Below are 25,882 nucleotides of genomic sequence, written 5' to 3'. Positions count from 1 at the left end.
CAGTTTTGGGAACGCCTATATGCTTTTACGCGTCAATTGCGGAGTCGTACACAATGAGGACGCGTGGATGCCCCAAAGCAGGAGGTGATGACGATGGTTGACGACGCTGAGGAACCCGTCGAATCCATCGAGGATGCCGCAGACGAATCCGCGGACGAACCCGAGACGGACGGCGGCGTTCGCGCCTACACAGTCCGGCTCGAACTGGTCGACGAACCGGGCGAACTGCTCCGCGCGCTCGCCCCGATTGCCGACAACGGCGGCAATCTCCTGAGTATCCACCACGAGCGTGGAAACATCACTCCGCGCGGACACATCCCGGTCGAGGTCGACCTCGAGTGTCCGCCGGACCGATTCGACGGAATCGTCGACGCGTTACGGGATGCAGGCGTCAACGTCATCCAGGCTGGCGCCGAACACTACGGCGAGGAGGTAAGCGTCGTGCTCGTCGGGCAACTCGTTGAGACCGATCTCTCCGATACGCTCTCACGGATCGAAGACGAGGTCGACGCCGTCGTCATCGACCTCTCGTTGGCCGCACCCGAGGGAACCGAGGGCGTCGCCAGCGCCCGCATTCGCCTCGCGATCGACTCCGGACGCGCCGACGCGGCGCTGGGAGCGATTCGATCGATCGGCTCCGACAAGGAACTCACCGTCGTCGAGCCGCTTCTGGGAGGTGAGACGGCGTGAAACTCGCGATCCTCGGTGCCGGTGCCGTCGGCCGTTCGGTCGCCGACCTCGCCGGCGAGTACGGCCACGACGTCGTCGCGCTCGCGGACTCGAAAAGCGCCGTCGCGGACGACGCCGGCATCGACGTCGAACGAGCACTCGAGCGCAAAGCCGGCGGTGAGCCCGTCGGCTCCGGCGCGCCCGAGGACGTCTTCGAGACGGACTACGACGCGCTCGTCGAGGCCACCCCAACCACGCTCGACGACGCCAAACCCGGCTTCTCACACGCGAGACGCGCCCTTGAGGCCGACCGCCACGTCGTCCTGGCGAACAAGGGCCCGGTCGCCGAACGCTACGACGAGCTCCGGGCACTCGAGTCCGACAGTGCGGGATCGGTCCGCTTCGAGGCGACCGTCGGCGGCGCGATTCCGGTGCTATCGACGATCGAAGACGAGACCCCACAGGCCGTGACGGCCGTTCGCGGCGTCTTAAACGGCACTGCGAACTTCATCCTGACTCGGATGGCCGCCGAGGGGCTCGATTATGAGCACGTCCTCGCGGAGGCCCAGGACTTAGGCGTCGCGGAGGCTGACCCGACGTTCGACGTCGACGGCACCGATGCCGCGCTCAAGTTCGTCATCCTCTCGAACGTGCTCGCCGACGGCGGCTTCTCGCTTTCCGACGCGGCCGTCGATGGCATTCAGAACGTGCCGGGAAGCGCACTCGACCTCGCCGCCGAGGACGGCCGGACGATCCGACTCATCGGCGAGGCAACCCGCGAGGGCGTCCGTGTCGGCCCCCGACTCGTCCCCGAAAACGGCGCACTGGCCGTCTCCGGGACGCGAAACATCGTCCAGATCGAGACCCGCCACGCCGGCTCGCTCCACTCGAGTGGCCGTGGCGCAGGCGGTCCCGAAACCGCAACTGCCGTGCTCTCGGACGTCGGCCGACTCGAGTAGGTCGTCCGGACGGTCCGGGGCGGTCGTCTGCGGACTGTTTCTCGCAGTACGACCCAGTCGGATGCGTTTCACGCCGTCGTTTCTCTGCGGGGTGGGTGGACGATCTCGGTGGCCCACAGACGGTCGCGGTTACGCCGGAAACGATTTACAACAGCCCCTACCACCACTCGTATGGAGAGTATCACGATAATTTACGTGATCGCGTTCGTTCTGCTCGCGGCCGGCGTAATCAACGCCTGGCGACGCGAACGCCGCCGGAACGCGATCGGTCTGTCGTGTCTGTTCGTCTCGGTCGCACTCATCCTCGCCAGCAGTTCGATTTCCGGACTGGCCGGCTGGATGGACACCGTAGTCACGATATTGTCGCTCGCCTTCGCCGCCGTCGGTGGCTATCTCGTCGTCACGGAATAACCGAACTGCCCCACTACTCGGGGCCACGGAGGCGACGAACGCAGAGATCCAATCCGTGTGAAACAAACACAAACCGCAAGAGGGCACCGGGTTCGACTGAACGAGCTTTCGAAATGGTTTTAACCGCAACGGGCGAACAAGACCGATATAAGCGCCTCTGCGCGTGAGCTACAACAATGAGCGAACAACACCAGAACCTGGCCATCATCGGCCACGTCGACCACGGGAAGAGTACGCTCGTGGGACGACTCCTCTACGAGACGGGGAGCGTACCCGAGCACGTCATCGAACAGCACCGCGAGGAAGCAGAAGAGAAGGGCAAAGGCGGCTTCGAGTTCGCCTACGTCATGGACAACCTCGCCGAAGAGCGCGAACGCGGTGTCACCATCGACATCGCCCACCAGGAGTTCTCGACGGACGCCTACGACTTCACCATCGTCGACTGTCCTGGCCACCGCGACTTCGTCAAGAACATGATCACTGGCGCGAGCCAGGCCGACAACGCGGTCCTCGTCGTCGCTGCTGACGACGGCGTCGCACCCCAGACCCAGGAGCACGTCTTCCTGGCCCGCACCCTGGGTATCGACGAGCTCATCATCGGCATCAACAAGATGGACATCGTCGACTACAAGGAAGACACCTACAACGAGGTCGTCGAGGAAGTCACTCAGCTGCTCAAGCAGGTTCAGTTCAACACCGAGGACGCCTCGTTCATCCCGATTTCGGCGTTCGAAGGCGACAACATCGCCGAGGCCTCCGACAACACGGGCTGGTACGACGGCGAAATTCTGCTCGAGGCACTCAACGACCTGCCGGAGCCGGAGCCACCGACGGACGCGCCGCTTCGACTCCCGATCCAGGACGTCTACACGATCTCCGGTATCGGTACCGTCCCAGTCGGACGTATCGAGACCGGTGTCATGAACATCGGCGACAACGTCTCCTTCCAGCCCAGCGACGTGGGCGGCGAAGTGAAGACGATCGAAATGCACCACGAAGAGGTGCCAAAAGCAGAACCCGGTGACAACGTCGGATTCAACGTCCGCGGCATCGGCAAGGACGACATCCGCCGCGGTGACGTCTGTGGCCCAGCCGACGACCCACCAAGCGTCGCCGAGACGTTCCAGGCACAGGTCGTCGTCATGCAGCACCCGTCCGTGATCACGGCCGGCTACACGCCGGTCTTCCACGCCCACACCTCGCAGGTCGCCTGTACGATCGAGTCCATCGACAAGAAGATGGATCCAGCAAGCGGCGAGGTCGCCGAGGAGAACCCCGACTTCATCCAGTCGGGCGACGCTGCCGTGGTCACCATCCGACCACAGAAGCCCCTCAGCATCGAGCCGTCCAGCGAGATCCCCGAACTCGGGAGCTTCGCCATCCGCGACATGGGTCAGACCATCGCGGCCGGCAAGGTCCTCGAGGTCAACGAGAAATAAATGCAGCAGGCACGCGTTCGACTCGCGGGTACGAGTCCAGAGGACTTGGACGACATCTGCGACGACGTCCGCGAGATCGCGAACAACACCGGCGTCAACCTGAGCGGTCCGATTCCGCTGCCGACCAAGACCCTCGAGGTGCCGACCCGAAAGTCACCTGACGGCGAAGGCACTGCGACGTGGGAGCACTGGGAGATGCGCGTCCACAAGCGCCTGATCGATCTGGACGCCGACGAACGCGCACTCCGACAGCTCATGCGCATTCAGGTGCCAAACGACGTCTCGATCGAGATCGTCCTCGAGGACAACTGAGACGAATTGCGGTCCCGATTTGCCGGTCCGACCACAAGACGGTCGCGGTCGTGCCGGAACTGACGGACTGCAGACCGTATGAGGCCGATCACGATCGCCGGTTCGCACGGATTTTCACGTTTTCTCGAGGCTGCTACCGTTCTCTGTAGCGCCGCTGCACTCGATCGAACTCCGCACGTAGCGAGGTCACGGGGACTTTTGGCGTTCGCCGTCGCAGTAGCGGTATGGACCGGTCGTCGTCGAACTCGAGTGTTCGAACTCGACAGCCGTCGGCCGACCAGCCGGGGTCGGGCTCCTCGAGTCCGATCTTCGAACTGCTGGTGGTCTTCGCCGTGGTCTACGTCCTCCAGGGGATCGCCACACTCGCGGGCGTGATGGGTGGACTGTTCGTGCTCAGTCCACCAGTAGAGCACAACCCGTGGACCATCGTGACGAGTGTCTACGCCCACGGCGGCCTCTGGCACCTCCTCTCGAACAGCCTCGCGCTCATCGTCTTCGGCTGGCCGGTCGCTCGAGCGACGACACGGTTGCGATTTCACACGTTCTTCCTGCTCACGGGATCGATCGCGGGTGTCTCCCAGATCGTCCTGACGGCGTTCGCCGCGTCGGTCCCGATGCTCCCCGTCACGCCGTCGCTGGGCGTCCTCGGTGCCAGCGGTGCGGTGTTCGCCCTCCTGGGATATCTCGTCGCCTCGAACCGACTCTCCGCCGGTCTAGCGACGTTCGTCGACGTTCCACGCTGGCTTGCGGTCGTCGTTTTCGTCGCACTCGCCGCCACAGTTACGATCGCGACCGCTGCACCCCGAACGGCGCTCGTCGCACATTTCGTCGGATTTCTGCTCGGGTTGATCGCGGGTCGTACTCGGCTCTTATCCGTTCGATCGAAGTCGACCACCGATCGACGGGCGGTCTGATCTCCCGATCCGAAATCATCAGCTAGGTCACAGCCGCCGGTTCGGTAGCGCCGACCGCAAGCGTATTGCAGTCTGTATTCTCGTCACAATCCCGTCGGAACCGCCGTCGCTATCGAGCTGTCACCGATGGGGCGTTGAGCCACACGAAAACGCTCGAGCCAAAGATAGTACCGTACGTTCCGTGGACCGCCACCGGCGTCGCTGCGATGTGTGCCGTTCTCGCGGTAAACGGCATCCGGAACGGACAAGTCTTTACCATGCGACGAATACGTTCGTTCACTCTGATTGGGCACAGTTCTCCGGGAACGTTCAGTTGTGGCCCCCGTTCGCTGCTGTCTTGGCTTGGCTCACGAGCGACAAACACGTCCCCGGTGAACGCGAACGCGAGGATCGAGCTCGCGACGTTCCGCGAGGAATCAGTCGATAACCTGACGCTCGAGTGTAGGAAACCCCGCTCGAACGACCCGACCGCTCGGATCTCGAGAAAGCCCCGCACGCCGTCGTTGAAACACAAGCTACAAATACAAACCGGAGTTAGAAGTGGTCGAGGGCTCGTAGATCAGTGGCAGATCGCTTCCTTCGCAAGGAAGAGGCCCCGGGTTCAAATCCCGGCGAGTCCACTCCTTCACGTCGCTTCGCTCGTTCAGTCGTGGACTCGCCAAACATCGCAACCGCTTCGCGTTTGCTCAATCCCGGCGAACGCATTCCCGCTGAGCTAACGGTCTCACGGCCTATCAAAATGGGTGAGCAACGTTCGACAAACCGCTTTCGTTTGCTCCGAGCGGTTTGGGTTGCCCGTTCTGTCAACCGACGTATTGGATTCTGTGCAAGTGCTATTATGTATAATTGATGGCGGTAACTCGTTCTGGGTCCTACGTGTACTGTTTCGGTCGAAGCTATACGGATTGTGTTTGATAGGGGGCTGATAGGTTATTTTTGTATAACATCTTTTCTCCAAAGTAATTGGGGAAAGAGTGAAAGAGAGACTCTGTCGTAGAGATACTCCCATGATCGAGGACGGCGTCGACGGGTTCTTCGAGGTCACCACTGACTGGCGATACGGTTACGTCAGCGAGGGAGGCGCGCGACTGGCTGGTCACCCCGGTGAGGAGTTGAGGGGTGAATGCGTCTGGGAGATCTTTCCCGAACTCGAGCAGGCGGAGCTTGCCGACGCCCTACGGACGGCGATGGACGAACGTGAACCGAGTACACTCGAAACGTACTATCCTCCACACGACACCTGGTACGACGTGCGGGTGTATCCGACGGAAAACGGCCTCTCGATATACGTCCGAGACGTTTCAGATCTCAAACACCGCGCCCAACAGTTCGAGGCGATCTTCGATAATACGTATACGTTCGTTGGACTGCTAGATCTACAGGGAACAATCGTCGAGGTAAACGATACCGCACTCGAGTTTGGAGACCTCGATCGAGAGAACGTAATAGGCAAACGTCTCTGGAACTCCTACTGGGTTCAGGAGAATCAAGACGCACAAACGGCTGCACGCAACGCGGTCGAGACGGCTCGACGTGGCGAGCTGTTTCAGGACGAAATCCGCATCCAAGGCGGGGACCGAGAAGCCACGATTGATTTCACTGTCAGGCCTATCACCAACGGGGACGGTGAGGTTACCCACCTCCTTCCGGAGGGTCGTGATATCACCAGGCGCGAAAAGTTGACACGAGAACTCCGGCGTGAACGTGATTTTATCGAGAAAGCGCTCGATACGCTCACCGACATCTTCTACGTCGTCGGCACTGGGGGCGAGATTCGTCGGTGGAACAGCCGAATGGCCGAAATTCTCGGCTATTCGAGCGAAGAGATCGCTGACATGGAGGCCATGGATTTCTTTCCGGACGACCAAACAGATCGCGTCTCTGACGCCATCGAAGAGACGATGAAGACCGGTGGAAGCGTCGTCGAAGCCGAACTACTAACGAAAGCAGGAGACCGCATACCGTACGAGTTAACTGGAGCACGGCTGACCGACCCCGAAGGCGAGCTAATCGGTCTCGTTGGTATCGGGCGGGATATCACCGAGAAAAACGCTCGAGAACGAGAACTACAAACGCAGCGAGAGCATCTGGAAGCACTGAACAACCTCAACACGGTTGTCCGAGAGATTACCGACGCGGTAATTCAGCAGTCGACTCGAGACGAGATCGAGGGGGTAACCTGTGACAAACTCATCGAATCGAATTCGTATGTATGCGCCTGGATCGCTGACGCAGATCCGCATACGGAGGAAGTTCGCCTCCGAACCAAGCGAGACGACGACAGTAGCGGTACGCATTCTGAACGGTTGGTCGAATTACTGCACCCTCTCGAACAGAGTCCGATACGAGCGACGTTCGAAACAGGAACGGTACGCGTCTGTCGAGACGTAGACGACAGCCCGAATTTCGAACCGTGGCGTGACGTAGCCAGAGAAGGCGAGTTCAATTCGTTCATGGCGGTGCCGCTCGTCTACGGCAACACACAGTTTGGCGTACTGGGGCTCCACTCCACTCGGACGAATGCGTTTGGCCGAGACGAACGCGAAATCATAGAACAGTTGGGTGAGGTCGTCGGCTACGTCTTCTACGCAATCGAGCGGAAAGAGATGCTTGACTCCGCCCTCGAACTCACGTTCCGCTCGGAGAAACTCGCGGACCCATTCGCTCACCACGGAGACGAGGACATCGAACTAACACTCGAAACGGTCGTCCCGCTCGATACAGACGAGAATAGATTCATCGAGTACTGGCACGTGAACGACGATTTCGTCGACTCTTTCCGGGACGCGGTCGATCAGCACGATCCGAAACTGGACGTTCGCCTCCTAAGTACCGTCGATGGGCTGGCTCGGTGTGAAGTGTCTGCTGGAGCAAAATCGATGAGCAGCGTCTTTGCGTCACAGGGTGGAAAACTTCGAACGGCATCGATAGACGACAACGCAGTGGAGATCGTCGGAGAATTTCCAGACGATGTCGACCCCGAACAGGTTACGAGCGGGCTCCGCGACGCGTTCCCAGATATCGAACTCGTCTCACAGCAACGCATTTTGACGCCACAGTATCTCAGACAGATCGTCGACGAAAACCTAACGGAGAAACAAAAGACGGCACTGCAACTCGCGTATTTCAGCAGTTACTTCGAACAGCCGCGCTCGAGCACCGGCGAAGAGCTGGCAGACAATATCGGTGTTACAAAACAAACATTTCACTACCACTTGCGAAACGCCGAAGAAACGGTGTTCGAAATCCTCTTCGAAGAGCCCGAGGACCCCCTCATCTGACGAGTCAGACGGGGGATACTTTTTCAACAATCTCTAGATTAGCATATATGGCCGGCTCCGTTTGGGACGACGAATCCTGGAACTCTCGCCAGTTCAATGTAGAGAACTGTTCACCGACGGTAGCAGTTATAAAGACAGTCTCTCAAGCTACTGGCAAATGTCCGACCGACCTTTCCCCGCTCGCGGATTACACCGAACCGGAAGCACTCGATCAGTTACTCGGGGCCACCGAAGCGGTGACGGTCCAGTTCGAATACGACGGAATCGACGTCCTGATCGTTGGCTCCGGTGTGTCCATCACGGTTCGATGTAACCCCTAAACGCGTGTCAAACCAGAACTGCCGAGCGAACTCATGCGGTGGGTGTCGATTTCGCGCAGCAGTCGACCTATATAGTAGCCTGGTCGTCGTCGGTGGCTTTCGAGATGGGGCCCGATCCGACGCGTCGAACCGGCGGGCCGTTCTCTCGAGAGTCGCCGCGACTCTCGGTGTCGGACTCGCAGGCTATCTCGACCGCGGCGAACAGTCGGTGGAGCGTCCCGATTCGACGGGCGTCGAGTGTTCGACCGATGCAACGAAGCGTACGGATCGACCGAGGTTCGGGTACCGACGCCGGGCGGCGAAAAACTGGGTTCGGTGTCGGCGGCGGTCGCCGACACGCCCGAACGGAAACAACTCGGGCCGAGTGACACCGAGTCGTTGCCCGAGACGTGTGCGATGCTGTTCGTCTACGACGACGTGGGCGAGCGCACGTTCGTCATGCCGGAGATGTCGTTCGGGATCGACATCGTCTTCGCCGACGATGAGGGCGTCATCACGGAGGTTCACCACGCGCCGGAACCCGGGCCGGACGAGGACGGACTCGAGCACACGTCTCCCGGGCGCGGACAGTACGTACTGGAGACCGTCTGCGAGTGGACCGCAGATCCCGATGTCGAGGAGGGGGACGTCCTGCGGTTCGCTCGGTAGAATTGGCGAAGGGATCGCCGGTGTGAACGGCGCGAATCCGCGACCCGTCGCAATAGAAATCGTTAAGTAACGGACAGAAGCTGTTCAGCATACGATGGTCGCTCTCTCCGGTTGGCGTCGGCGGGTCCCAGGGAGAGCGACCAGTGTCGTGTCTTCGAGGTAGTCGAGCCTCACTCGGCAACCCCGGCCGCGATGCTCCCTCGCTTTCTCGCTCGGATCGCCTTCGAATATCCAGCGACGACGACAGCATGTTATCGAACTGCAACACCGGAGAACTGACTCACAGAACCGCGAGAACCGACGCCGACATCCGTGAATCCCTCGAGCACCGTTGTCTCTCGACCGAACGGACGGATGGATTGACCCCGACGTGTGAACCGGATTCGCCTCGAGCAGGAGAGCGGTAGAGTGCCCGGCGCGTTGTTCCTCGCCGGCGAGCGAGTCGAACTGCGAACGATCGAATCCGAGGACATCGAGGCCGTCAGGCGGTGGATGAACCACACCGAGATCCGCCGGTACATCGACGAATTTCGCTACCCAACCTCCCGGACGGAGTACGAGGAGTGGGCGGACGACGGCGTCTCGAGTGGCCGTGTGGACCTCCTGATCTGTGTCGACGGCGACCCCGTGGGCCGAATTCGACTGGTCCCACTCGACGAGACACGGGGATGGGGGAACCTCGGGTTCGTGATCGGGCCCGACCACTGCCACAACGGGTACGCGACCGAAGCCGCGGACCTGATCGTCGAGTACGCCTTCACCGAACTTCGATTACACCGCCTCGAGGGGAAGGCCCTCGCGCCGAACGAGGGATCACAGCGCGTACTCGAGACACTCGGATTCGTCCGGGAAGGACGACGACGGGAGGTCGCCGTCGTCGACGGCGAGTACGTCGACGAGGTGTGGTACGGCCTCCTGCGTGCCGAGTGGGCCGATACGTCCGGCGATTCCGACGGCGCGTGATCGGGTTCGGTCCGCTGCTCTCGATCGCTCGTTCGGCTCGATTACCGGTCGGGAGCCAACCCCGCCAGATAGGGGTCCATAGCCGCTCGGGCGTCTTCCAGCCAGTCGGCGTCGTCCTCGCACAGCCGGAGGATGAGCGCCCCCTCGAGGAGGAGAAACAGGAACGCGGCGGTCGCTTCGGTCTCCGTCTCGCGGACGGAGCCGTCCTCAATTCCGGCCTCGAGTAACGTCGCGATCCGCTCGCGGATCACCTCGTCGGTCCGACTGACGTACTCACGCATCTCGGGATTTCGGATCGCCTGGGCGCGCATCTCCATGATCGTCGCGACGTACCCTGGCGCGAACACCTCCTCGAAGGTGACGCCGTCGTCGGTCTCGCCCAGAAAGACGAGATCGAGCAATCGATCGAGACTCTCCCGGGCGTTCCCCTCGCGCTCGAGTAACAGTCGGTCGATGTACCAGGTGAGCAACTCCTCGGAGAACTGCATGAGGAGGTCGTACTTGTCGTCGAAGTGGTAGTAGATCGTCGACTTGCTCAGCGAGGTCCGGTCGGCGATGCGCTGGATCGATACTCCGACGTAGCCGTGATCCCGGAGGACGAGGTACGTCGCCCTGAAAATCTCGTCCGTACTCGCCTCCGGCTCGGCAAACGGTTCGTCGAACGTGGTCATCCTGACCGACTGTTCGGTCGACTCGAATATAAAGGCAATCCGAACACTTAAGAACAGACCGAATGTTCGTTCAGTCATGTACCGAACGTTCGTTCAGTCGAGGACAACTGAGTTTGTCCCCCCGATCGAATCGCGACTCATCGATGACTCGAGGTTTACGCCCGACTCGAGGGGGAGGATGCGTCGCCGATGAGCAGCAAGGTTCCACGCCGGGAGGACATCCTGCGTCCGACTCGGCGGACGACGGGGGCGTTCTACCTCGCGTTCTGTCTCGCGTCGATCGCTCTGCTCGCGTGGCTCGTCGCGTGGGCGTATCAGCTCCAGCAGGGACTAATCGTCACCGGCCTCTCCGACTGGGGCAGCGGTGGCGGCGTTACGTGGGGACTCTATATCGGCGCGATGATCTGGTGGGTCGGAATCGCTCACGGCGGGATCATCCTCTCCGCAGCGGTCTGTCTGCTGGGCATGGACCGGTACATGCCGGTCGCCCGACTCGCGGAGATGCTGACGCTGGCCGGACTCTCCGCCGCCGGTTTCTACATTCTCGTTCACATGGGTCGACCCGACCGGATGGTCACGAGTATCCTCGGCCACTACCACATCACGGTGAACAACTCGCCGCTGGTGTGGGACGTGACCGTCATCACGGCGTATTTCGTGTTGACGGCGACCTACCTCGGGCTGACGCTCCGGTACGACATCACGCGGCTGCGTGACCAACTTCCATCGTTCGCGCCACAGGTCGGCGGCGTTCAGCTTCCGGACCTCTACGGGACGGTCTACGACGTGTTGACTCTCGGCTACACCGAGAGAGAGGACGAAGTGATAGAGCGGATGGTCTGGTGGGTCGCACTCGCGATCATCATCATGGCGCCGCTGTTGCTCCACGGTGGCGTGATTCCGTGGCTATTCGCCGTCCTGCCGAACTATCCGAGCTGGTTCGGTGCGGTCCAGGGACCGCAGTTTCTGACGATCGCGCTGACGTCGGCGATCAGCGGTGTGATCCTGGTTTCGTACGCGTTCCGTCGGGCGTACGACTGGGATCACATCATCACCGACGACATCTTTCGCGGTCTCCTGTTGTGGCTCGGCTTCTTCTGTCTGCTGTTCCTCTGGCTCCAGCTCCAGCAGCTCACCGCAGGCAGCTTCGCACCGACCGTCGATCACGCGGCTGCGACCGACTCGAAGTTCTCGCACCCGATGTACGTCGTCCCGATGCTGATGGTCGTCACCGTCCTCGCGTTCATCTTCGCGACGGTGCTCCGCCCGTCGCTGTTTAGCAAGATTCGGGCGATCGTCGCCAGTGTGTTCGTGCTGATGGCGACGCTCGTCGAGAAGACGTACTTCGTCCTCTCGGGCTTTTGGTATCCGACGTTTAGCATCTACGAGGGAACGCCGGGGGAGTACTTCCCGAGTGCGATCGAACTCCTCTCGCTGGTCGGCACCGTTGGGCTGGTTTCACTGTTTTTCCTAATCGTCTCGAAACTCGTTCCGGTCGTCGAACTCCACGCCGTCGAACACCTCCAGGAGGATGGGTCTGCCCAACACGAAGAATCGTAACTCTCGCCCGTTCGGCCGGACTGCGCCGCCCCCAGACCATCGGCTTCGCCACGTTTTTGGCTCGAGCGCGCGTGTCCTCGGCCATGGACGGAACGCTCGACCACGTGATGCTTCGCGTGACTGACCTGGACGAGTCTCTCGAGTGGTACCAGACCCACCTCGGGTACGAGGAGAAAGATCGGTACGAGGGTGACGGCTTCACCATCGTCTACCTCGGGCCGGAAGACATGCACGAGGACGGCGCGATGCTCGAGTTGACCCACAACGAGGGCGCAGACGACCTCGAGGTCGGCGACGCCTGGGGGCATATCGCCGTCCGCGTTCCCGAAGACGAACTCGAGGAGCGCTACCAGCAACTGATGGACGACGGCGTCGAGGACTACCGCGATCCCGAGTCCTGTGACTACAACTACGCGTTCGTCACGGATCCGGACGGCCACGAGATCGAGATCGTCAAACGCGATTACGGTGCGGAGTGGTCGATCGATCACACGATGATCCGCGTCGAGGACGCCGACGAGGCCCTTGGCTTCTGGACGCGCAAGTTCGAGTACGAACACACCGGCCGCTGGGAGGCCGACACGTTCTCGAATTACTTCGTGAAACCCGACGGGGCAGCCGACGAAGAGATGGCCGTCGAACTCACCTACAACTACGACGGCCGGAGTTACGAGATGGGCGACGCCTGGGGACATCTCTGTGTCCGCGTCGACGACCTCGAAGAAGACTGGGACCAGCTGCTGATCCGCGAGGCAGCGGACTATCGTGACCCCGAGAGTAACGACCAGATGTACGCCTTTACGAAAGATCAGGACGGCCACGAGATCGAACTGCTCGAGCGCGACCCCGACGCAGAGTCGTTGTTCCCGTTCTGACGCCGTCCGAAGGCGCTTCCGACCGGGTACGAGTCACGGCCGTCCCCAATCTCGCGTTTTGTGTCGTCCCCGACCGTCCGGTCTCGAGCAACTGAAACCGACGGTTCGAACGCCCTCACTCCAGGACGGGTTCGTCCCACACGACGGATGCCGTTACTCGGTCGTCGTCGAAACCGACGTCGCCGTCGCCGTCGGCGGTGTCGAGATCGGATTCGAGCACCGCTTCGGTCTCGTCGTCGAGGTCGTCGAACGTTGCGGCGAACGCTCCGTTCGTGACCGTCGAATCCGTCGACTCGAGTGAGATAACGATGCTGTTCGTCTCCTCCATCCAGTCCTCGCCGTTCCGGAACTCGGCGGACTTCGCGTGGTCGTAACTTCCGACGACGACGTCTCCGCGTCGGGCGGTCTCGAGGAGGAACTCGAGTTCCTCGTCGATTGCCGTCCCGTCGGATTCGGCGACTGCACCGACGGATTCTCGAACCCCATCCCGGCTGTCGGCGTCGATAAACTGACTGCCGATGATCGCCTCCTCGCTGACCGCGAGTAGCTCTTGAGATGACGCCAGGGGATAGCTGCTATCGACCACCTCGTAACACTCGTAATCGCCGATATCGTCCGTGCGTTCGTACTCGACTTTTGCGTCGGACGTGTCGCTTGGGTCGTCGGTTATCCTCTCGCCGACCTCCGCAACGTCGAATTCGCCCGTGATAATCATCGCGTCGTCGACTCGCAACAGCCCGTCGACCGTCGACTCGAACGATCGAATCTCGACTTCGACGTCCCCGAAATCGTCTCCGAACTCGACTGTTCCCTCGTTCGCCCCGTCTGCGGTGTACGCGATCCCTTCCAGCCCGGTGCCAAACAGCCCGACACCCACCCCGTGGGGAAGCATCTGGAGGGTGCGTATCGGCCGCTTGGGAACGAAGTCAAACGCTTCCCGAGCCAGATCCCTATCGACAGTCCCGCCGATCATCGCGTTCCTGAAGCCAGCGGTGACGTCCCCGAGTGGCCTCACCGAGTCCCAGCCGACGTACTCGAAGTCGATCCTGCCGTGGTCCGGTTGCATCCATCGTTCGTACCCGCGACTGTCGGTGCCGCGACTGTCGCTGTCGTCGAGTTCGGCCGTGTCCAGACAGCCCGAGACGAGACTGGTCGACGTCGTCGCCATCGTTCCGACTACTCCGAGCACACCGCGGCGGTTTACGCCCATATTAATTCGACCCGCACTATCGTATAAAAACTGTAGGCTATTGCCTACGGTGTTGGGGTGAAAACGTCTGAATCGAGCGATTTCGATCAGGCCCACGGAAGATGATCGGTCGTTGCGTGTTCGTTCTCGAGGCGGTCCCAGACGACGACCGTCGAGGGGAGGACGAGGATCGAACAGAGCCAGGCGTAGAAGACGCCGAGTGCGAGCAACATCCCGAACTCCATGATCAGCGGGATCAACGCGAAGTACAACACGCCGAGCCCACAGACCGTCGTGAGCATACTGCCGGTGAGCGCGCCGCCGGTCCCCCGGACCGTGACGAGCAACGCGTCGTGGGCATCGTTGCCCTCCTCGTACTCGTCGACGAACCGGTGCATGAAGTGGACCGTGTAGTCGACGCCGAGTCCGATCGACACCGAGAGGATCGGCGCATTGATCGGCGTAAGCGGAATGTCGAAAAACCGCATCGACCCCGCGAGCAACGCCACCGACAACAGGACCGGAACGAGGTTGAGCACCCCGTAGATCGCCCGGCCCTCGAGCCACCAGTAGGAGAGGATCAGGAAGACCGTCGTGAGGAGAAATGCCGCGAAGAGACTCTGGACGGCGGCGTCGGTCATCTCGTCGATCACCGCCTCGAAGATGACCAGTTGGCCGGTCGCCGTCGCATCCATCTCTATCTCGGAGGCAATCTGGCGGCCGTCGGCGACGGCTTCGTCCTGTTCGGCGTCGACGTCGATCGGGATGTCGATGCGCGTCGCGCTCCGGTCGGTCGTCAGCCGGTTCTCGGCACCGGCGTCGGTGGCGAACAGGTCGTCGTAGACGACGTCGACGTCCCGGTCCGGGATCCCGTCGCCGCTCGAGTCGTAGCGTTCGACGGTCCTCGCGAAGTCGGGATCGGCTGCGCGCTGGGAGTCGATGACCGAGAGGATGCTGTCGGCGTCGGCCTGGCGCCCGTCGGTCTGGAACGCGTCGGGCGGATCCTGGAGCGACCGATCGATCTCCCGGAGCGCGCCGTCGGACCGGAGATCGTTGTCCTCGACGTATATGGTCACGGTCCCGTCGAGACTCATCTCGAAGTCCTCCTCCATGTGGTCAAGGACCTGCATGAAGGTGTACTCGCCGGGAGCGAGCGGTCCGGGGAGGGATTCGTACTGTTCGATCCGATCCTCATCGGGGAAGAAGGCTTCCTGGTCGAACTCGGTGTCGACGCCGGTTCCGTACACGGCGGCGCTTCCGCCGACGACGAGCATCGCGACGAGGAACACGGCGGGTGCGGCGCGGGCGATCTTGACGCCGATCGGGAGGACATCGCCGAGAAACGAGTCCTCTCTGCCGAGTGGCGAGGTGCCGAACTCGGGGAACCGCGTCCCCTCGCGGAGGCGGTCGCAACCGACCTTCCCGGCGGGAAGAAAGACGCCGAACAGCAGGAAGGTGAAGACGATTCCCGCCGCGGCGACGAGTCCGAACTCCCGGTTTATCTCGCTGACCATGTTCGCGGCGAAGCTGAAGACCGTCGTGATGGTGACGATCAACAGAGCCGCCGTGAGCTGGTTCGTCGTAATCCCCATCGACTGCTCGATCGACCTACCGGTGGCCCGCTCCTCGCGATACCGGTTGATGATGTGGATGCCGAAGTCGATCCCGACCGCGAGCAACAGCGGGAAGACGGTGATCAGCGAGTCCGAGAACGGGATTCTCGCGAATCCCATGAAGCCGAACGTCCAGATCAGCGTCATCACGAGCGCGGCGACGCCGAGCCCGAGGTCGATCGGATCCCGGTAGGCGACGATCAGGAAGAACATGATCAGGATGATCGCCGCGGGGAAGACGACGATGGCGGTGTCGCCGAGCAACTGGAGGATCTCCTCGTCGAAGATCGCGTCCGCGAAGATGACGACGTTCTCGTCGGTGTCGAAGCCGTCGATGTCGTTCGCGATCTCCTGGGTCTGGAACTGGAGGTGTGCGTTGTCACTCGTATCCGCCATCGGCGCCGTGTCGTAGGTGACCGCGATCTGTGCGACGCTGGCGGACGCCGACTTCCGCGTAAAGTCCGTGCTCACGGGCAGTCCCGCTTGCTCGTCGGCGGCTGCGATCGCGGCGTCGATCTCGCGCTGGGAGGCGCGATCGATGACCCGATACTGTTCCTCGGGTGTCTCGGCCGTCGGATCGATCTGCTGGGCGGTCAACGACGCCGGACTCGTCGTCGACTCGACGCGCAGTCCACCCTCGTTTTCGACCCGATCCTGGAACTCGAGCATCCGTAACAGGCTCGGCTTCGAGAGGACGTTTCGGTCGTCCTCGACGAACAACTGCGCCGAGTCTCCGCCGGTGTCTCGGCTGTTGTCGGCGAAGTTCTCCTGCATGTCGTCGAACGCCTGTTGGGCCTCCGAATCCTCGGTGAACTGGTCGGTGCCGGCCTCCTGGTCGCCGCCGCCAACGAGGGCTCCGCCGAGGAAGACGCCCGTCAGGAGCACGAAGACGACGACGACCGTCCACGGCCGGTTCGTGACGACGGTGTTGATGCGGCGGGTGATGGGGTCAGTGTCGGTATCGGTCGCGGAGCTATCCCGGTCGACACGGGCCGAACCGCCGGGTTCGCGATCGCCACGGCTCGAGGAATCGCCCCCCTCTCCGCGGAGCGAACGGAGCAGACGACGAGGGTCGAGGCGGTCCCACCGACCACCGGACCGCTTCGGGGACCGGTGCTGTGGATCCGTCTCGGGGGATCGATCGCCCGAATCGCTGTCGCTTTGGATCGAACGGTCGGAGTCGGTCATCGGTCGGGGTTACCGTCTCCGAACCCACAGGCCGATGCCGAGTCCGGCGACGGTGAGAGCGGCCATGCCACGGACGACGATCGTTCCGAGGCTCGATCCACCGTCGTCGGAGACGGATTCGACCTCGACGGGCTGTGTGTAGGTGTCCGATACCTCGGTGTCCCCGCGTTCGGTGTCGTACTGGAAGTCGAGCTCGACCGGGTGGGTTTCCGCCGGCGCGTCGTCGGCCGCGGAGACGTCGAAGGTGATCGTGGCGGACTCGCCGGGCTCGAGTTCCGGGACGAACGCCTCGTCGTTGCTCGTATCGAGCGGACTGTCGGCGTACAGTTTCGCGTCGATGTTCGAGAGCGTCTCCGGGCGTTCGTTCGTGATCTCGAGGACGAAATCGGCCGTCTCTCCCTGGCTGACTGTCGCCGAGACGGTCTCGACCGAGAACTCGTCCTGTCGGTCGTCGACGACGACGCGTTCGGAGATCGGTCCGTCAGTAAGCATCGAGCGGTCGCCGCCCGTGTACTCGACGGTGAACCGAAGCTGGCGCGGACCCGCGTCGGCCTGTCCGCTGACGTCCGTCGGGTAGCTAAAGTCGACGGTCTCGCCGGGCTCGAACGTGGGGAGGGCGTAGCGGGTGTCCTCGACGTGCAGCGAGTCGCTCATCGGCTCGACGATCAACACGGCGTCGTCGACCGTCCGCGGCCCGTCGTTGGTGATCTCGCCGGTGACGACGCCGTCGTAGCCGACCGAGAGCGTGTCCTCGAGGTTCGCGATCGAGAACCGCTGTTCGGCTGCGGGTGCGAGACTCGCCGTCTCCGGGCGTGCCTCGCGTTCGATCCCCGACTCGTCGCGGTAGCTGACCGCGACCTCGAGTGGTTTGTGGCCCTCGCTGGTCGTCTCCGCGATGTCGACGTCGACCGTTACCGTCGTGCTGTCGCCGGACTCGAGGTCGCCGAGGACCTCCTCGGCCGCCTCGCCGTCGACGACGACCCCGCCGCCGCCGGTGATCGTCGCGCGGGCCTGAGTGGCGGTCTCGGAGCCGACGTTCTCGATCTCGAGGGTCGCCGGCCCGTCACCGCCCGGTTCGACGTCGGTTTCGACGTCGGTGATCTCGAAGCGGGCTTCCTCGGAGACGTCGATCGTGAGGTCGACGCGTTCGCTGCCGGTCCGCTCCTGGGCGGCGTTTCCGCCGTCGGAGACCTGTCGCGTGTAGGAGTAGTCGACCTCGACCGTGATGTCGTACGATCCGGGCTCTAGGTCGGCCGGCGCTTCGACTCGCTTGGTCGTCGTTCCGACCTGTCCTTCCTGTACCGACCCCAGACCGGACGTATCGGATTTCACGTTGAAGGGGCCGTCGTCGACGACGTCGACGGTGACGCCGCGGGCGATCGTCACTCGATCGCGGTTCGTCCCGAGGCGGAGTTTCCCCTTGTTCTGGACCTGAACCTCGAGGGCCTCTTCGGTCCCGGCGGCGAGCTCTGGTTCGGGAAGGAAGACGTCGATATCGGGCTCACCGCGTGTCAGTTCGCCGCCGCTTCCACCGGAACTCGGGAGTTCCTGGGCACCGACGCCAGTCACACCGACGGTCATCCCGAAGACGGCCACGACGAGCACCGCGGTCACGCCGACGGCCCGTCGATCCGGGATCACCGCCGACACCTCACTGTACGGGAATCGCTGGACGAGTCGACGGAGAGCACGTCCGGACGGGCGCGGTCGGACCGCCGGAACGTATCAGGGACGACGTAGCTCATTATCGTGTATCCTTTCGGTCGGCCTATAGCTTTTGTGATTGAACGTTCAATCACATCGTTTATCCGGATGTCCCTCGAGACCAGACGTAGAGACGTATGTCAGGCTACTCGCTGCCGTTCCGCCGGGACGGTTCGTCCTCGGTAATCGCCTCGCCCCCGCCCACTCCCGTTCGGCCCACAAACCCGGGATAACCGTGTCGGAGCCGTTCTTCTCGGATCCGGAGGGAACCCGCGAACAGATCCTCGCCGCGACCTACCGGGCACTCTCGAGACACGGGTACGCCGACCTCACGATCAGCGCGATCGGCGAGGAGTTCGAGAAGAGCCCGTCGCTCGTCTATCGCCACTACGACAGCAAGGACGACCTCGTCCTCGCCTGTCTCTCCTACATGCTCGATCAGTTCGAGACGCGGTTCACCGACGAGGAGATCACCGACCCCCGGTGCCGTCTCGAGTCGTTTCTCGGATGGGGGCTCGTCGAGGACCTCTCGGACGAGGAGGACGAGTTCATCGCGTCGCTCGTCGAACTGCGCTCTCTGGCCGTCCACGACGACGACTACGGCCGTCACTTCAGCCGCAGCGATCGGGTGTTCGAACGCCACCTCGCGACGATCCTCCGGGCGGGGATCGACCAAGGAGTCTTTCAGGACCGCGACCCCGACCGCGTCGCCGTCATCCTCAACACGTTGATGTTCGGGTCGCTGGTGCGTCGGGCGACCCAACAGGATACGGACCAGCCGTGGATCGAACACGTCCGCGCCGAACTGGCGACGTTTCTCGAGACGCAGGTATACGCCGACGGCGTGGCTGTTCGGCTCTTCGACGACGACTGAGACGGATTGCTGTCCCTGTGTACTGGCACACCTGGAGAACGGGCTCCGGGTGCGGCGGTACTACACGGACCGTACGATACGGACCGCTGTCCGTCGTCCCCGGTGTGATCCCGATCCGTTCTGTCATCGCGTCGGGACAGCGGTCTGACCACGCCGGTGTAGGGTCTGGCGTGTTCTCGGTTCCGTCCAGGCCAGATCCGCACAGCGGTTACACCGCCACCGGTCAGTACCGACTCTCCGGGGCGACTCTGCCGTGGGAACTACTCGAGCGAGACGAGCGAACGGAGTAGGCTGGGGCGACGAGTCGCGGATTCGTGGTCCACGGCTGTCGTTCGTTCAGCCGCCCCCTCGTCACAACGCCGGGACAGAACTGGCCCGATCGATTCCGCCTCGAGCCCGAGTCGTTCGTCGATCGCAACTACTATCCGAAACGGGACTGTCCGGAAATGAAAACTTATGCCGGGGTGATCGAAAACCCGGAGTACCCCTACCAGGTGCCCTGCATCGAGAATCGGCCACAGAGCCGGTGGTCTCTCGATCGGGCGCCGACAGCACGCGAACTACCATCCAGATAGACTCAGTATGACACGACACTCACGTTCGGATCGCACGACGGGACGGGCGACGTTCCTCGCTGCGATCGTGGTCCTCTCGGTCGTTGCAATGTCCTCCGCGTTCGCCGGCGCTGCCGTGGCGTCGGACGGCGTCGAGTACAGTCACGACGACACCTGGCAGGGCCAGGACGTCACGGTACAGGGTACAGCCATCGAATCGAACACCGCGTACAGCCTCGAGCGAGTCGACGAGTTCGACGGCGACGATGTCTCCAGTACGACGTTCGTCAGGGAGGTCGTCGCCGACGACGACGGCGTCGTCACGATCGACACCGACGACCTCGAGGGTGGCGACTACACCCTCCGCGTCGACGGCGTCGAGCCGGTTCGAGAGCACACGTTCCACCTCGACGTCCAGGTTCTCGGCGCATCCTTCGACGCCGACGAGGTCACGAACGCCGGCGACGAGTCGACGACCGACCTCGAGATCGAGTCGAACCGCGGCTTCTACTCCGTCAACGTCAGCGCCGACGGCGACCTCGACGCCGAGGAACTGTTCGCGATCGTCGCCGACGAGGACGACCTCGAGGCGGCCACGGAGAGCGAAAACCGAACCTCCGTCGAGGGCGACGACCTCGTCCCCGGCGAGAACCAGTTCGGTCCGTTCGGCGCGTCGCTGTACGCCACAGACGAGGACGACGCCGAGGAGACGATCGTCCTCGTCGACGTCCAGGATACGGAGGAGGCGGTCTCCTTCGCGGACGTCGACGGCGGCGAATACGAGTTCGCGTTCGAATCCGTCGACAGCGCGGCCGCGACCGGCGCGTCGATCACGGTCGCCGACGACGACGTCGGTGCCGCTTTCGACCAGAGCGTCTACACGCAGGCCGCCGGCGATATCGTCGAGTTCACCGTCGACCTCGAGGACGCCGACAGCACGTACCTCCAGCTCGGCGACGAAGACGCGGGTTACGCCGACGTGCTCTACCTCGAGGACGACGACGACAGCGGCGACGTCACGTTCGCGCTCAACACCCGCACCGCCGGCGCTCCAGGGGCGTCCGTCGACGAGGTCGTCCACTCCGAGGACGACGTCGTCCAGAGCCTCGTCCACGGCGGCGGCGACGAGGTCGAGTCCGCCGCGTTCTACGAGGACGAGGTCGATCCCGCGAACGAACTCGAGGGCGAGTTCGCCGCGTACCTCGAGGAACTCGATCTCCTCGAGAGCGGTGACGACCCCGACGAACAGCTGACCCGGCCGCTCCAGCCCACGGAGTACAGCCTCACGGCCAGTGGCTCCGGCGCGTTCGTCGTCGAGGACGGCGAGTCGAGCGTCGACGACGAGATCGGCTACGCGACCCTCGAGTTGGTCCAGCCACAACTCGAGAGCGTCAGTACGCACGTCGCACCCGGCGACGCCGCCGACGAGGACGACCTCGACGAGCTTCGGGACAGCCTCACCGAGCGCGCGGACGTCGCCGAGGGCGACCGACTGGTGATCGAAGTCGAGGCCACCGGCCTCTCCGGCGCCATGGTCGCCCACGAGGGCGACTGGGACGCACTCGAGGACGGCTTCTCGGCGACCACCCTCCACGAAGTTACCGAACTCGAGGGCGAGGGCGTCGCCTTCGACGTCGAGGCTCTCGGCGCGACGGGCAACGAGAACCCGGCCACCCTCGATCTCACGGCCGGCGACGAGGACGTCTTCGTTTTCGTCGATCCCGAGGCCGGCGAGTTGTTCGTCGTCGTCGACACCGACTCGAGTTCGGCGTTCGACCGCTCGGTCGACGTCGGTGACGAGTTCGCCGTCGACGTCGCCTACGAGACCGACGCCGACGACCGCTACGAGTTCGGCTCCGACGCCTTCGACGGCGGCGCGGGCGGCGGGGACGCCCCCGCCTTCCCGACCCTGCCCACCGACGCCGACCAGGCGGTGAGCACGACGGTCGCCGTCGTCGAACCCGCGGCGACGTTCCACAACGTCGACGAGACCGATCGCGTCCAGATCGAGATCGGCGACGAGGTCGTCCTCACCGGCGAGACGAACGTCGCACCCGGCTCGGACGCGATGGTTCGACTCTCCGATGCGGGCAAGACGGCGTCGTTCCTCATCAACACCGACGCCGAGATCGAGGCCGACGGCCACCTCGAGACGGACCCCGTCGACGTCAGCGAACGGACCGCCGACGACGAGACGTCGATCCAGCTCCGCGTCGGCACCGAGCCGATCACCGTCGCGGACGGCATCTTCGTCGACGTACTCGAGGGGTCGGACGACGAGCCGGCTGAAGGCGACGACGAACCGGTCGAGAGTGACGACGAACCAGCGGAGGGCGATGACGAACCCGCTGAGACGGACGACGAACCGGCTGAAGGCGACGACGAACCGACCGAGACCGACGACGGCATCCCCGGATTCGGCGTTGCGGTTGCGCTCGTTGCGTTGCTCGCGGCCGCGATGTTGGTGTTGCGACGACAGTAGAACAGTCCAAGAAACTCAGCAGGGTTGACGAGACGCCTCGCGTCCCGTTCGCACACCACAACTTCGATTTCTGGGAACGCTGTATCCACACCTCTGCGCGCTCGAGAGGAATAACGTCTCTCGATGCTGCTCGTCAGGGGAGAGCGTCTACCGTAAAGACACTCGTCGACGACTATCTTCGTGGCGAGACAAGGCGATCGGAGAGGATTTCGACACCACCCGACCCAGTGTTTATCTGTGGTTCGGCCGAACTAGGGACTAATGACCGGCCTGGCTGACGATGTCGATACGATCGCAGCTGTTGGCGGATACGACGACGCGGAGGACGTCCTCGAGGATGCCGTTCGCGAACTGTTACGTCGCCGTCCGGAACTTCGGATCTCCCTTGCAGTAGAAAAGTACCGTGGGGGAGACGTCAGTTTGAACCGAGCCGCCGAACTGGCAGGGATGTCAGCCGAGGAGTTTAAGGGTGAACTCTCTGACCGTGGGATTCATCGTGACGCAGGGTTCCTCGAGCACGACGATCGGGAGGCGGCGTTGGACGAGTTTCGTGGGTAGCTTTCACATCGATGACGATCGTCGACAACAATGTTTTGAGTGCACTCGCGAAGATCGAGCGACTCTCGTTGTTACCGGCGGTTCTCGACACAATTGGAACACCGACAGCAGTCGTCACCGAACTCGATCGTGCCGACGCTGCAGGCTACGGCTTCGTCTCTCGAATCGATACAATCAAAGCCTACAACGATGGCTGGTTGAACATCCTTTCTCCAACAGCATCCGAACTCGAGTTGGCAAACGAGATTCGTGATCATGCACTGTCGACAACCGATGCGCAGTGTCTCGCGATAGCAGCCAAACGCGATCGTCGGCTTGTAACCGACGATGCTCACGTCGGAACGGTTGGATCTCACTGTGACGTGTCAATTTGGGACCTCACGCTCGTTCTTACGGCAGCGATTCGAGTCGACGCGATCACAAGTGAAAACGAACTCAGAACAATCCTCGATGCACTTGCCGACCGCGATAACTATCGATTCGCTGCTTCGGATCGGGCCGCTCTTTTTGCGGAGTTCTAGGATTCAACTCAACCACTGTAAAACTGATTTACACGTGTTGATGGCCGTCGTAGAACGTGTATCGATTCATTGTGCTCCGTGGGGGTATGGCAACGGGCAACTGGGCCGTCGATCCGTGCTACGAATGGCCGGTGGGGCAGTCTTCGGTATCACACTGATCGACACGGCGTCGCCGACCGACCACGATGGTGACCGTTCTTGCTGGTCACTGTGACGTTCTCGAAGGATCTACCGGCGAACCTGTCGAGACCGACGACGACCCGACTGAAACCGACGACAGCGCTCCCGGATTCGACGTCACGGTCGCACTCGTTGGGCTACTCGCGGCCGTTATGGTGGCGCTTCGTCGGCAGAGTTAACGGCTACACCCGACCTCTCGGCTCTTTTCGAACCATATTATTCGTGGGCCGATCGACGGACAAGTTGTGGTCAGCTTTGGAATCGGGATGACAACGACTGGTTTGCATCGCACTCTCACAACTCGAGGCCCGAAACGTTATCTTGGCGGACCACAACTCGGGCAACCCGGCAGTACTCGACGTACCGGGGTTAGTGAATATTCGTCCGTCGGTTTCGCTCGAGCCCAGCTGTCAATTGAAGAGATGTCCGCGCAATAACGTGTAATCTCCACCAGTAACGGTAACGCCGTCGATCTCGTTGTCGCCGTCGATGAGCCTCCCGCGGAGGATCGTTAGATCCGCACCTGTCACCTGATCACTATCATCGGCGCTGAGAGTCGCAACTGCGTCGTAGACGTCGTCATCGACTGGTGGATCATCAGTCCTATCGTCGTCTCCACCACTGTCGGGCATCACACCCATCCACTCGTGGTGATGCCCAAGCGTACCCAGGTGGATTCGTGAGTCCACGCTGTTGCCGTTCTCGGGGTCGGCTACGACGGTTGGTGACGAGCGGCCTACCCCATCGTCCGTAGACCACAACTTATCGCCCGTATCGGCGTCAATCGCGAACAATCCCCCGGGACTGATACCCACGTATAGCGTCCCATCGTACACAGTGGGCGAAGACCAGACCGGACTGTCGGCAGGATTAGTGAAGGTCCACTGGTGCTCGCCCGTCGCTGCGTCGACGGCGTATACGTCACCATCGTTCGATATGTCTTTGTATTCGTGGTGTCCCTCACCGACGAAGACAGTTCCATTGGAGACGGTCGGTGACGACGTGACCGGTGCATCTGGTTCGGAAAACGTCCACTCGTGATCCCCCGTTGTCGCGTCGGCGGCGTGCAAGGCGCCGGTGTGAGTCGAGGTGTTGCCCTCACCGAAGTAGACGATTCCGTCGACCACGGTCGGCGACGACTGAACTCCCTGGATTTTATCCGTGACCGACCACTGTTCGTCGCCCGTGTCGGTGTCGAACGCGTACAGACCCGAATGGTCTACGCCGACGTAGACGGTGTCGTCGACCACGGTCGGCGACGCGCTGATCCGTCCCGTCGCTGGCTGGACGGACCACTCCTCGTCACCCGTTTCGGCGTCGAGCGCGTAAAGGTGACTGTCGTGGGAGCCGACGTAAACGGTTCCGTCGACTACGTGAGGCGAGGATTGGACGCGGTCTTCGACCTCGTCGAACTCCCAGACCAGATCTCCGGTTTCCGCATCGATTGCGAACACCGAGTAATCCCACCCATCGGTCGCAGATCCGCCACCCTCGCCCACGTAGACTGTTCCGTCGACCACGGTAGGAGAGGACCACACCCAGTCACCGGGATCCGTGAAGGACCAGATTTCGTCGCCGGTGGTCGCGTCGACCGCATAGAGCGTCGCGTCATCGTCGTCGTCGCCGTTGTCACCGGCGTAGAGAATCCCATCGACTACGGTCGGTGACGACCACGAACTCCCTTCCGTCGGAAACGTCCACACGTGGTCTCCTGTCGTCGCGTCGTACGCGTTGTAGCTGAGTGAGGTTCCGACGTACACGAGCGGTCCGTTGCTCGCGGTCGTCGTCACATTTCTGCCCGCGCTCGCCGTTCCCGACACCGTCCCCAGGCCGACGAGTCCAGCGACAGCCGTCTGCAACATCGTTCGGCGGTCCATCCTGAGGTCGCCTATCGATGACGCTTTCGCTCGGTCTCCAGTTGCCGCACCACTCCGCTCGGACGCCGTACCATTGTTGTCCTCCCCGCACGTTTCTGTTTCCGCCCCATCACGTCGACT

At 62.4% G+C, this 25,882-nt stretch carries 22 protein-coding genes and 1 tRNA gene; 18 read left to right on the top strand and 5 right to left on the bottom strand.

The genetic code is table 11. From position 1 onward, the window contains the following. Window positions 1-93 precede the first annotated feature (93 nt). The 11 genes from FYC77_RS05980 to FYC77_RS05935 all read left to right on the top strand — a co-directional run bounded on the left by FYC77_RS05980 (window position 94) and on the right by FYC77_RS05935 (window position 9,916). Window positions 94-690, top strand: a complete 597-nt coding sequence (locus FYC77_RS05980; protein ID WP_202911782.1) for an amino acid-binding protein — start codon at window positions 94-96, stop codon at window positions 688-690. Beyond that, window positions 687-1,628 carry a homoserine dehydrogenase gene (locus FYC77_RS05975; protein WP_149080588.1) on the top strand — a complete coding sequence of 314 codons (942 nt, stop codon included), beginning with the start codon at window positions 687-689 and terminating at the stop codon, window positions 1,626-1,628. The genes FYC77_RS05980 and FYC77_RS05975 overlap by 4 nt, the downstream gene beginning before the upstream one ends. A 171-nt stretch (window positions 1,629-1,799) precedes the next feature. Next, window positions 1,800-2,039, top strand: coding sequence for a hypothetical protein (locus tag FYC77_RS05970; RefSeq protein WP_149080587.1), 240 nt, complete (start codon window positions 1,800-1,802; stop codon window positions 2,037-2,039). Between the two features lie 176 nt (window positions 2,040-2,215). Continuing rightward, window positions 2,216-3,478: a translation elongation factor EF-1 subunit alpha gene (gene tuf, locus FYC77_RS05965; protein ID WP_149080586.1), complete on the top strand. Its 1,263-nt coding sequence runs from the start codon at window positions 2,216-2,218 to the stop codon at window positions 3,476-3,478. Next, window positions 3,479-3,790, top strand: a complete 312-nt coding sequence (gene rpsJ, locus FYC77_RS05960; protein WP_149080585.1) for a 30S ribosomal protein S10 — start codon at window positions 3,479-3,481, stop codon at window positions 3,788-3,790. It begins immediately after the preceding gene. Window positions 3,791-4,014: 224 nt separating this feature from the next. Next, on the top strand, window positions 4,015-4,704 hold the full coding sequence (locus FYC77_RS05955) for a rhomboid family intramembrane serine protease (protein ID WP_149080584.1): 690 nt from the start codon (window positions 4,015-4,017) through the stop codon (window positions 4,702-4,704). Window positions 4,705-5,252: 548 nt separating this feature from the next. Next, window positions 5,253-5,324, top strand: a tRNA-Ala gene (locus FYC77_RS05950). A 387-nt stretch (window positions 5,325-5,711) separates the two neighbouring features. Beyond that, window positions 5,712-7,985: a PAS domain-containing protein gene (locus FYC77_RS05945; protein ID WP_149080583.1), complete on the top strand. Its 2,274-nt coding sequence runs from the start codon at window positions 5,712-5,714 to the stop codon at window positions 7,983-7,985. Between the two features lie 47 nt (window positions 7,986-8,032). Next, entirely contained in the window at window positions 8,033-8,305 is a 273-nt protein-coding gene (locus FYC77_RS21010) for a HalOD1 output domain-containing protein (RefSeq protein WP_162354482.1), read from the top strand. 237 nt (window positions 8,306-8,542) lie between these two features. Continuing rightward, window positions 8,543-8,953 (top strand): DUF192 domain-containing protein, encoded by a 411-nt coding sequence (locus tag FYC77_RS05940; RefSeq protein WP_338016484.1) that lies wholly within the window; start codon window positions 8,543-8,545, stop codon window positions 8,951-8,953. A 372-nt stretch (window positions 8,954-9,325) separates the two neighbouring features. Then, window positions 9,326-9,916: a GNAT family N-acetyltransferase gene (locus tag FYC77_RS05935; RefSeq protein WP_238386798.1), complete on the top strand. Its 591-nt coding sequence runs from the start codon at window positions 9,326-9,328 to the stop codon at window positions 9,914-9,916. A 41-nt stretch (window positions 9,917-9,957) separates the two neighbouring features. Here the strand turns inward: FYC77_RS05935 and FYC77_RS05930 are convergent, their stop codons facing one another. Beyond that, on the bottom strand, window positions 9,958-10,587 hold the full coding sequence (locus FYC77_RS05930; RefSeq protein WP_162354481.1) for a TetR/AcrR family transcriptional regulator: 630 nt from the start codon (window positions 10,585-10,587) through the stop codon (window positions 9,958-9,960). Between the two features lie 189 nt (window positions 10,588-10,776). Between FYC77_RS05930 and nrfD the strand changes: the two genes are divergently transcribed. Together nrfD and FYC77_RS05920 are read left to right on the top strand one after the other, a co-directional pair. Next, entirely contained in the window at window positions 10,777-12,147 is a 1,371-nt protein-coding gene (nrfD, locus tag FYC77_RS05925) for an NrfD/PsrC family molybdoenzyme membrane anchor subunit (protein ID WP_149080580.1), read from the top strand. Window positions 12,148-12,230: 83 nt separating this feature from the next. Continuing rightward, on the top strand, window positions 12,231-13,022 hold the full coding sequence (locus FYC77_RS05920; RefSeq protein WP_149080579.1) for a VOC family protein: 792 nt from the start codon (window positions 12,231-12,233) through the stop codon (window positions 13,020-13,022). Window positions 13,023-13,137: 115 nt separating this feature from the next. On the opposite strand, the gene FYC77_RS05915 is transcribed toward FYC77_RS05920, so the two are convergent. The 3 genes from FYC77_RS05915 to FYC77_RS05905 form a co-directional block, all read right to left on the bottom strand. Further along, window positions 13,138-14,232, bottom strand: coding sequence for a hypothetical protein (locus FYC77_RS05915; protein WP_149080578.1), 1,095 nt, complete (start codon window positions 14,230-14,232; stop codon window positions 13,138-13,140). 86 nt (window positions 14,233-14,318) lie between these two features. Beyond that, on the bottom strand, window positions 14,319-17,012 hold the full coding sequence (locus FYC77_RS05910; RefSeq protein WP_149080577.1) for an efflux RND transporter permease subunit: 2,694 nt from the start codon (window positions 17,010-17,012) through the stop codon (window positions 14,319-14,321). Between the two features lie 9 nt (window positions 17,013-17,021). Continuing rightward, a complete protein-coding gene (locus FYC77_RS05905; RefSeq protein ID WP_202911784.1) occupies window positions 17,022-18,593 on the bottom strand; it encodes a COG1361 S-layer family protein in 1,572 nt (523 codons plus the stop codon). Window positions 18,594-18,951: 358 nt separating this feature from the next. Between FYC77_RS05905 and FYC77_RS05900 the strand changes: the two genes are divergently transcribed. From FYC77_RS05900 to FYC77_RS05880, 5 genes are all read left to right on the top strand, one after another. After that, window positions 18,952-19,590 carry a TetR/AcrR family transcriptional regulator gene (locus FYC77_RS05900; protein ID WP_149080576.1) on the top strand — a complete coding sequence of 213 codons (639 nt, stop codon included), beginning with the start codon at window positions 18,952-18,954 and terminating at the stop codon, window positions 19,588-19,590. Window positions 19,591-20,172: 582 nt separating this feature from the next. After that, a complete protein-coding gene (locus FYC77_RS20855) occupies window positions 20,173-22,626 on the top strand; it encodes a DUF7827 domain-containing protein (protein ID WP_202911781.1) in 2,454 nt (817 codons plus the stop codon). A gap of 261 nt (window positions 22,627-22,887) precedes the next feature. After that, window positions 22,888-23,184, top strand: coding sequence for a UPF0175 family protein (locus tag FYC77_RS05890; RefSeq protein WP_149080575.1), 297 nt, complete (start codon window positions 22,888-22,890; stop codon window positions 23,182-23,184). Between the two features lie 11 nt (window positions 23,185-23,195). Beyond that, entirely contained in the window at window positions 23,196-23,705 is a 510-nt protein-coding gene (locus FYC77_RS20360; protein ID WP_202911780.1) for a hypothetical protein, read from the top strand. 185 nt (window positions 23,706-23,890) lie between these two features. Then, window positions 23,891-24,064 (top strand): PGF-CTERM sorting domain-containing protein, encoded by a 174-nt coding sequence (locus tag FYC77_RS05880; protein ID WP_149080574.1) that lies wholly within the window; start codon window positions 23,891-23,893, stop codon window positions 24,062-24,064. A 231-nt stretch (window positions 24,065-24,295) separates the two neighbouring features. Here the strand turns inward: FYC77_RS05880 and FYC77_RS21005 are convergent, their stop codons facing one another. Beyond that, on the bottom strand, window positions 24,296-25,747 hold the full coding sequence (locus FYC77_RS21005; protein ID WP_238386802.1) for an outer membrane protein assembly factor BamB family protein: 1,452 nt from the start codon (window positions 25,745-25,747) through the stop codon (window positions 24,296-24,298). Between the last annotated feature and the right edge of the window lie 135 nt (window positions 25,748-25,882).

The organism is Natrialba swarupiae (genome assembly GCF_008245225.1).
Lineage (GTDB): Archaea > Halobacteriota > Halobacteria > Halobacteriales > Natrialbaceae > Natrarchaeobius > Natrarchaeobius swarupiae.
This window is presented reverse-complemented; position numbering and strand designations above follow the sequence as displayed.

Excerpts from the sequence above, each read along its gene's own strand:
- FYC77_RS21005 (WP_238386802.1), bottom strand. The coding sequence starts at position 25,747 with ATGTTGCAGACGGCTGTCGCTGGACTCGTCGGCCTGGGGACGGTGTCG.
- FYC77_RS05910 (WP_149080577.1), bottom strand. The coding sequence starts at position 17,012 with ATGACCGACTCCGACCGTTCGATCCAAAGCGACAGCGATTCGGGCGAT.
- FYC77_RS05890 (WP_149080575.1), top strand. The coding sequence starts at position 22,888 with ATGACCGGCCTGGCTGACGATGTCGATACGATCGCAGCTGTTGGCGGA.
- FYC77_RS05970 (WP_149080587.1), top strand. The coding sequence starts at position 1,800 with ATGGAGAGTATCACGATAATTTACGTGATCGCGTTCGTTCTGCTCGCG.
- FYC77_RS05955 (WP_149080584.1), top strand. The coding sequence starts at position 4,015 with ATGGACCGGTCGTCGTCGAACTCGAGTGTTCGAACTCGACAGCCGTCG.
- rpsJ (WP_149080585.1), top strand. The coding sequence starts at position 3,479 with ATGCAGCAGGCACGCGTTCGACTCGCGGGTACGAGTCCAGAGGACTTG.
- FYC77_RS05880 (WP_149080574.1), top strand. The coding sequence starts at position 23,891 with ATGGTGACCGTTCTTGCTGGTCACTGTGACGTTCTCGAAGGATCTACC.
- FYC77_RS20360 (WP_202911780.1), top strand. The coding sequence starts at position 23,196 with ATGACGATCGTCGACAACAATGTTTTGAGTGCACTCGCGAAGATCGAG.
- FYC77_RS05920 (WP_149080579.1), top strand. The coding sequence starts at position 12,231 with ATGGACGGAACGCTCGACCACGTGATGCTTCGCGTGACTGACCTGGAC.
- FYC77_RS05980 (WP_202911782.1), top strand. The coding sequence starts at position 94 with ATGGTTGACGACGCTGAGGAACCCGTCGAATCCATCGAGGATGCCGCA.
- FYC77_RS21010 (WP_162354482.1), top strand. The coding sequence starts at position 8,033 with ATGGCCGGCTCCGTTTGGGACGACGAATCCTGGAACTCTCGCCAGTTC.
- FYC77_RS05905 (WP_202911784.1), bottom strand. The coding sequence starts at position 18,593 with ATGACCGTCGGTGTGACTGGCGTCGGTGCCCAGGAACTCCCGAGTTCC.
- FYC77_RS05915 (WP_149080578.1), bottom strand. The coding sequence starts at position 14,232 with ATGGGCGTAAACCGCCGCGGTGTGCTCGGAGTAGTCGGAACGATGGCG.
- FYC77_RS20855 (WP_202911781.1), top strand. The coding sequence starts at position 20,173 with ATGACACGACACTCACGTTCGGATCGCACGACGGGACGGGCGACGTTC.
- nrfD (WP_149080580.1), top strand. The coding sequence starts at position 10,777 with ATGAGCAGCAAGGTTCCACGCCGGGAGGACATCCTGCGTCCGACTCGG.
- FYC77_RS05945 (WP_149080583.1), top strand. The coding sequence starts at position 5,712 with ATGATCGAGGACGGCGTCGACGGGTTCTTCGAGGTCACCACTGACTGG.
- tuf (WP_149080586.1), top strand. The coding sequence starts at position 2,216 with ATGAGCGAACAACACCAGAACCTGGCCATCATCGGCCACGTCGACCAC.
- FYC77_RS05930 (WP_162354481.1), bottom strand. The coding sequence starts at position 10,587 with ATGACCACGTTCGACGAACCGTTTGCCGAGCCGGAGGCGAGTACGGAC.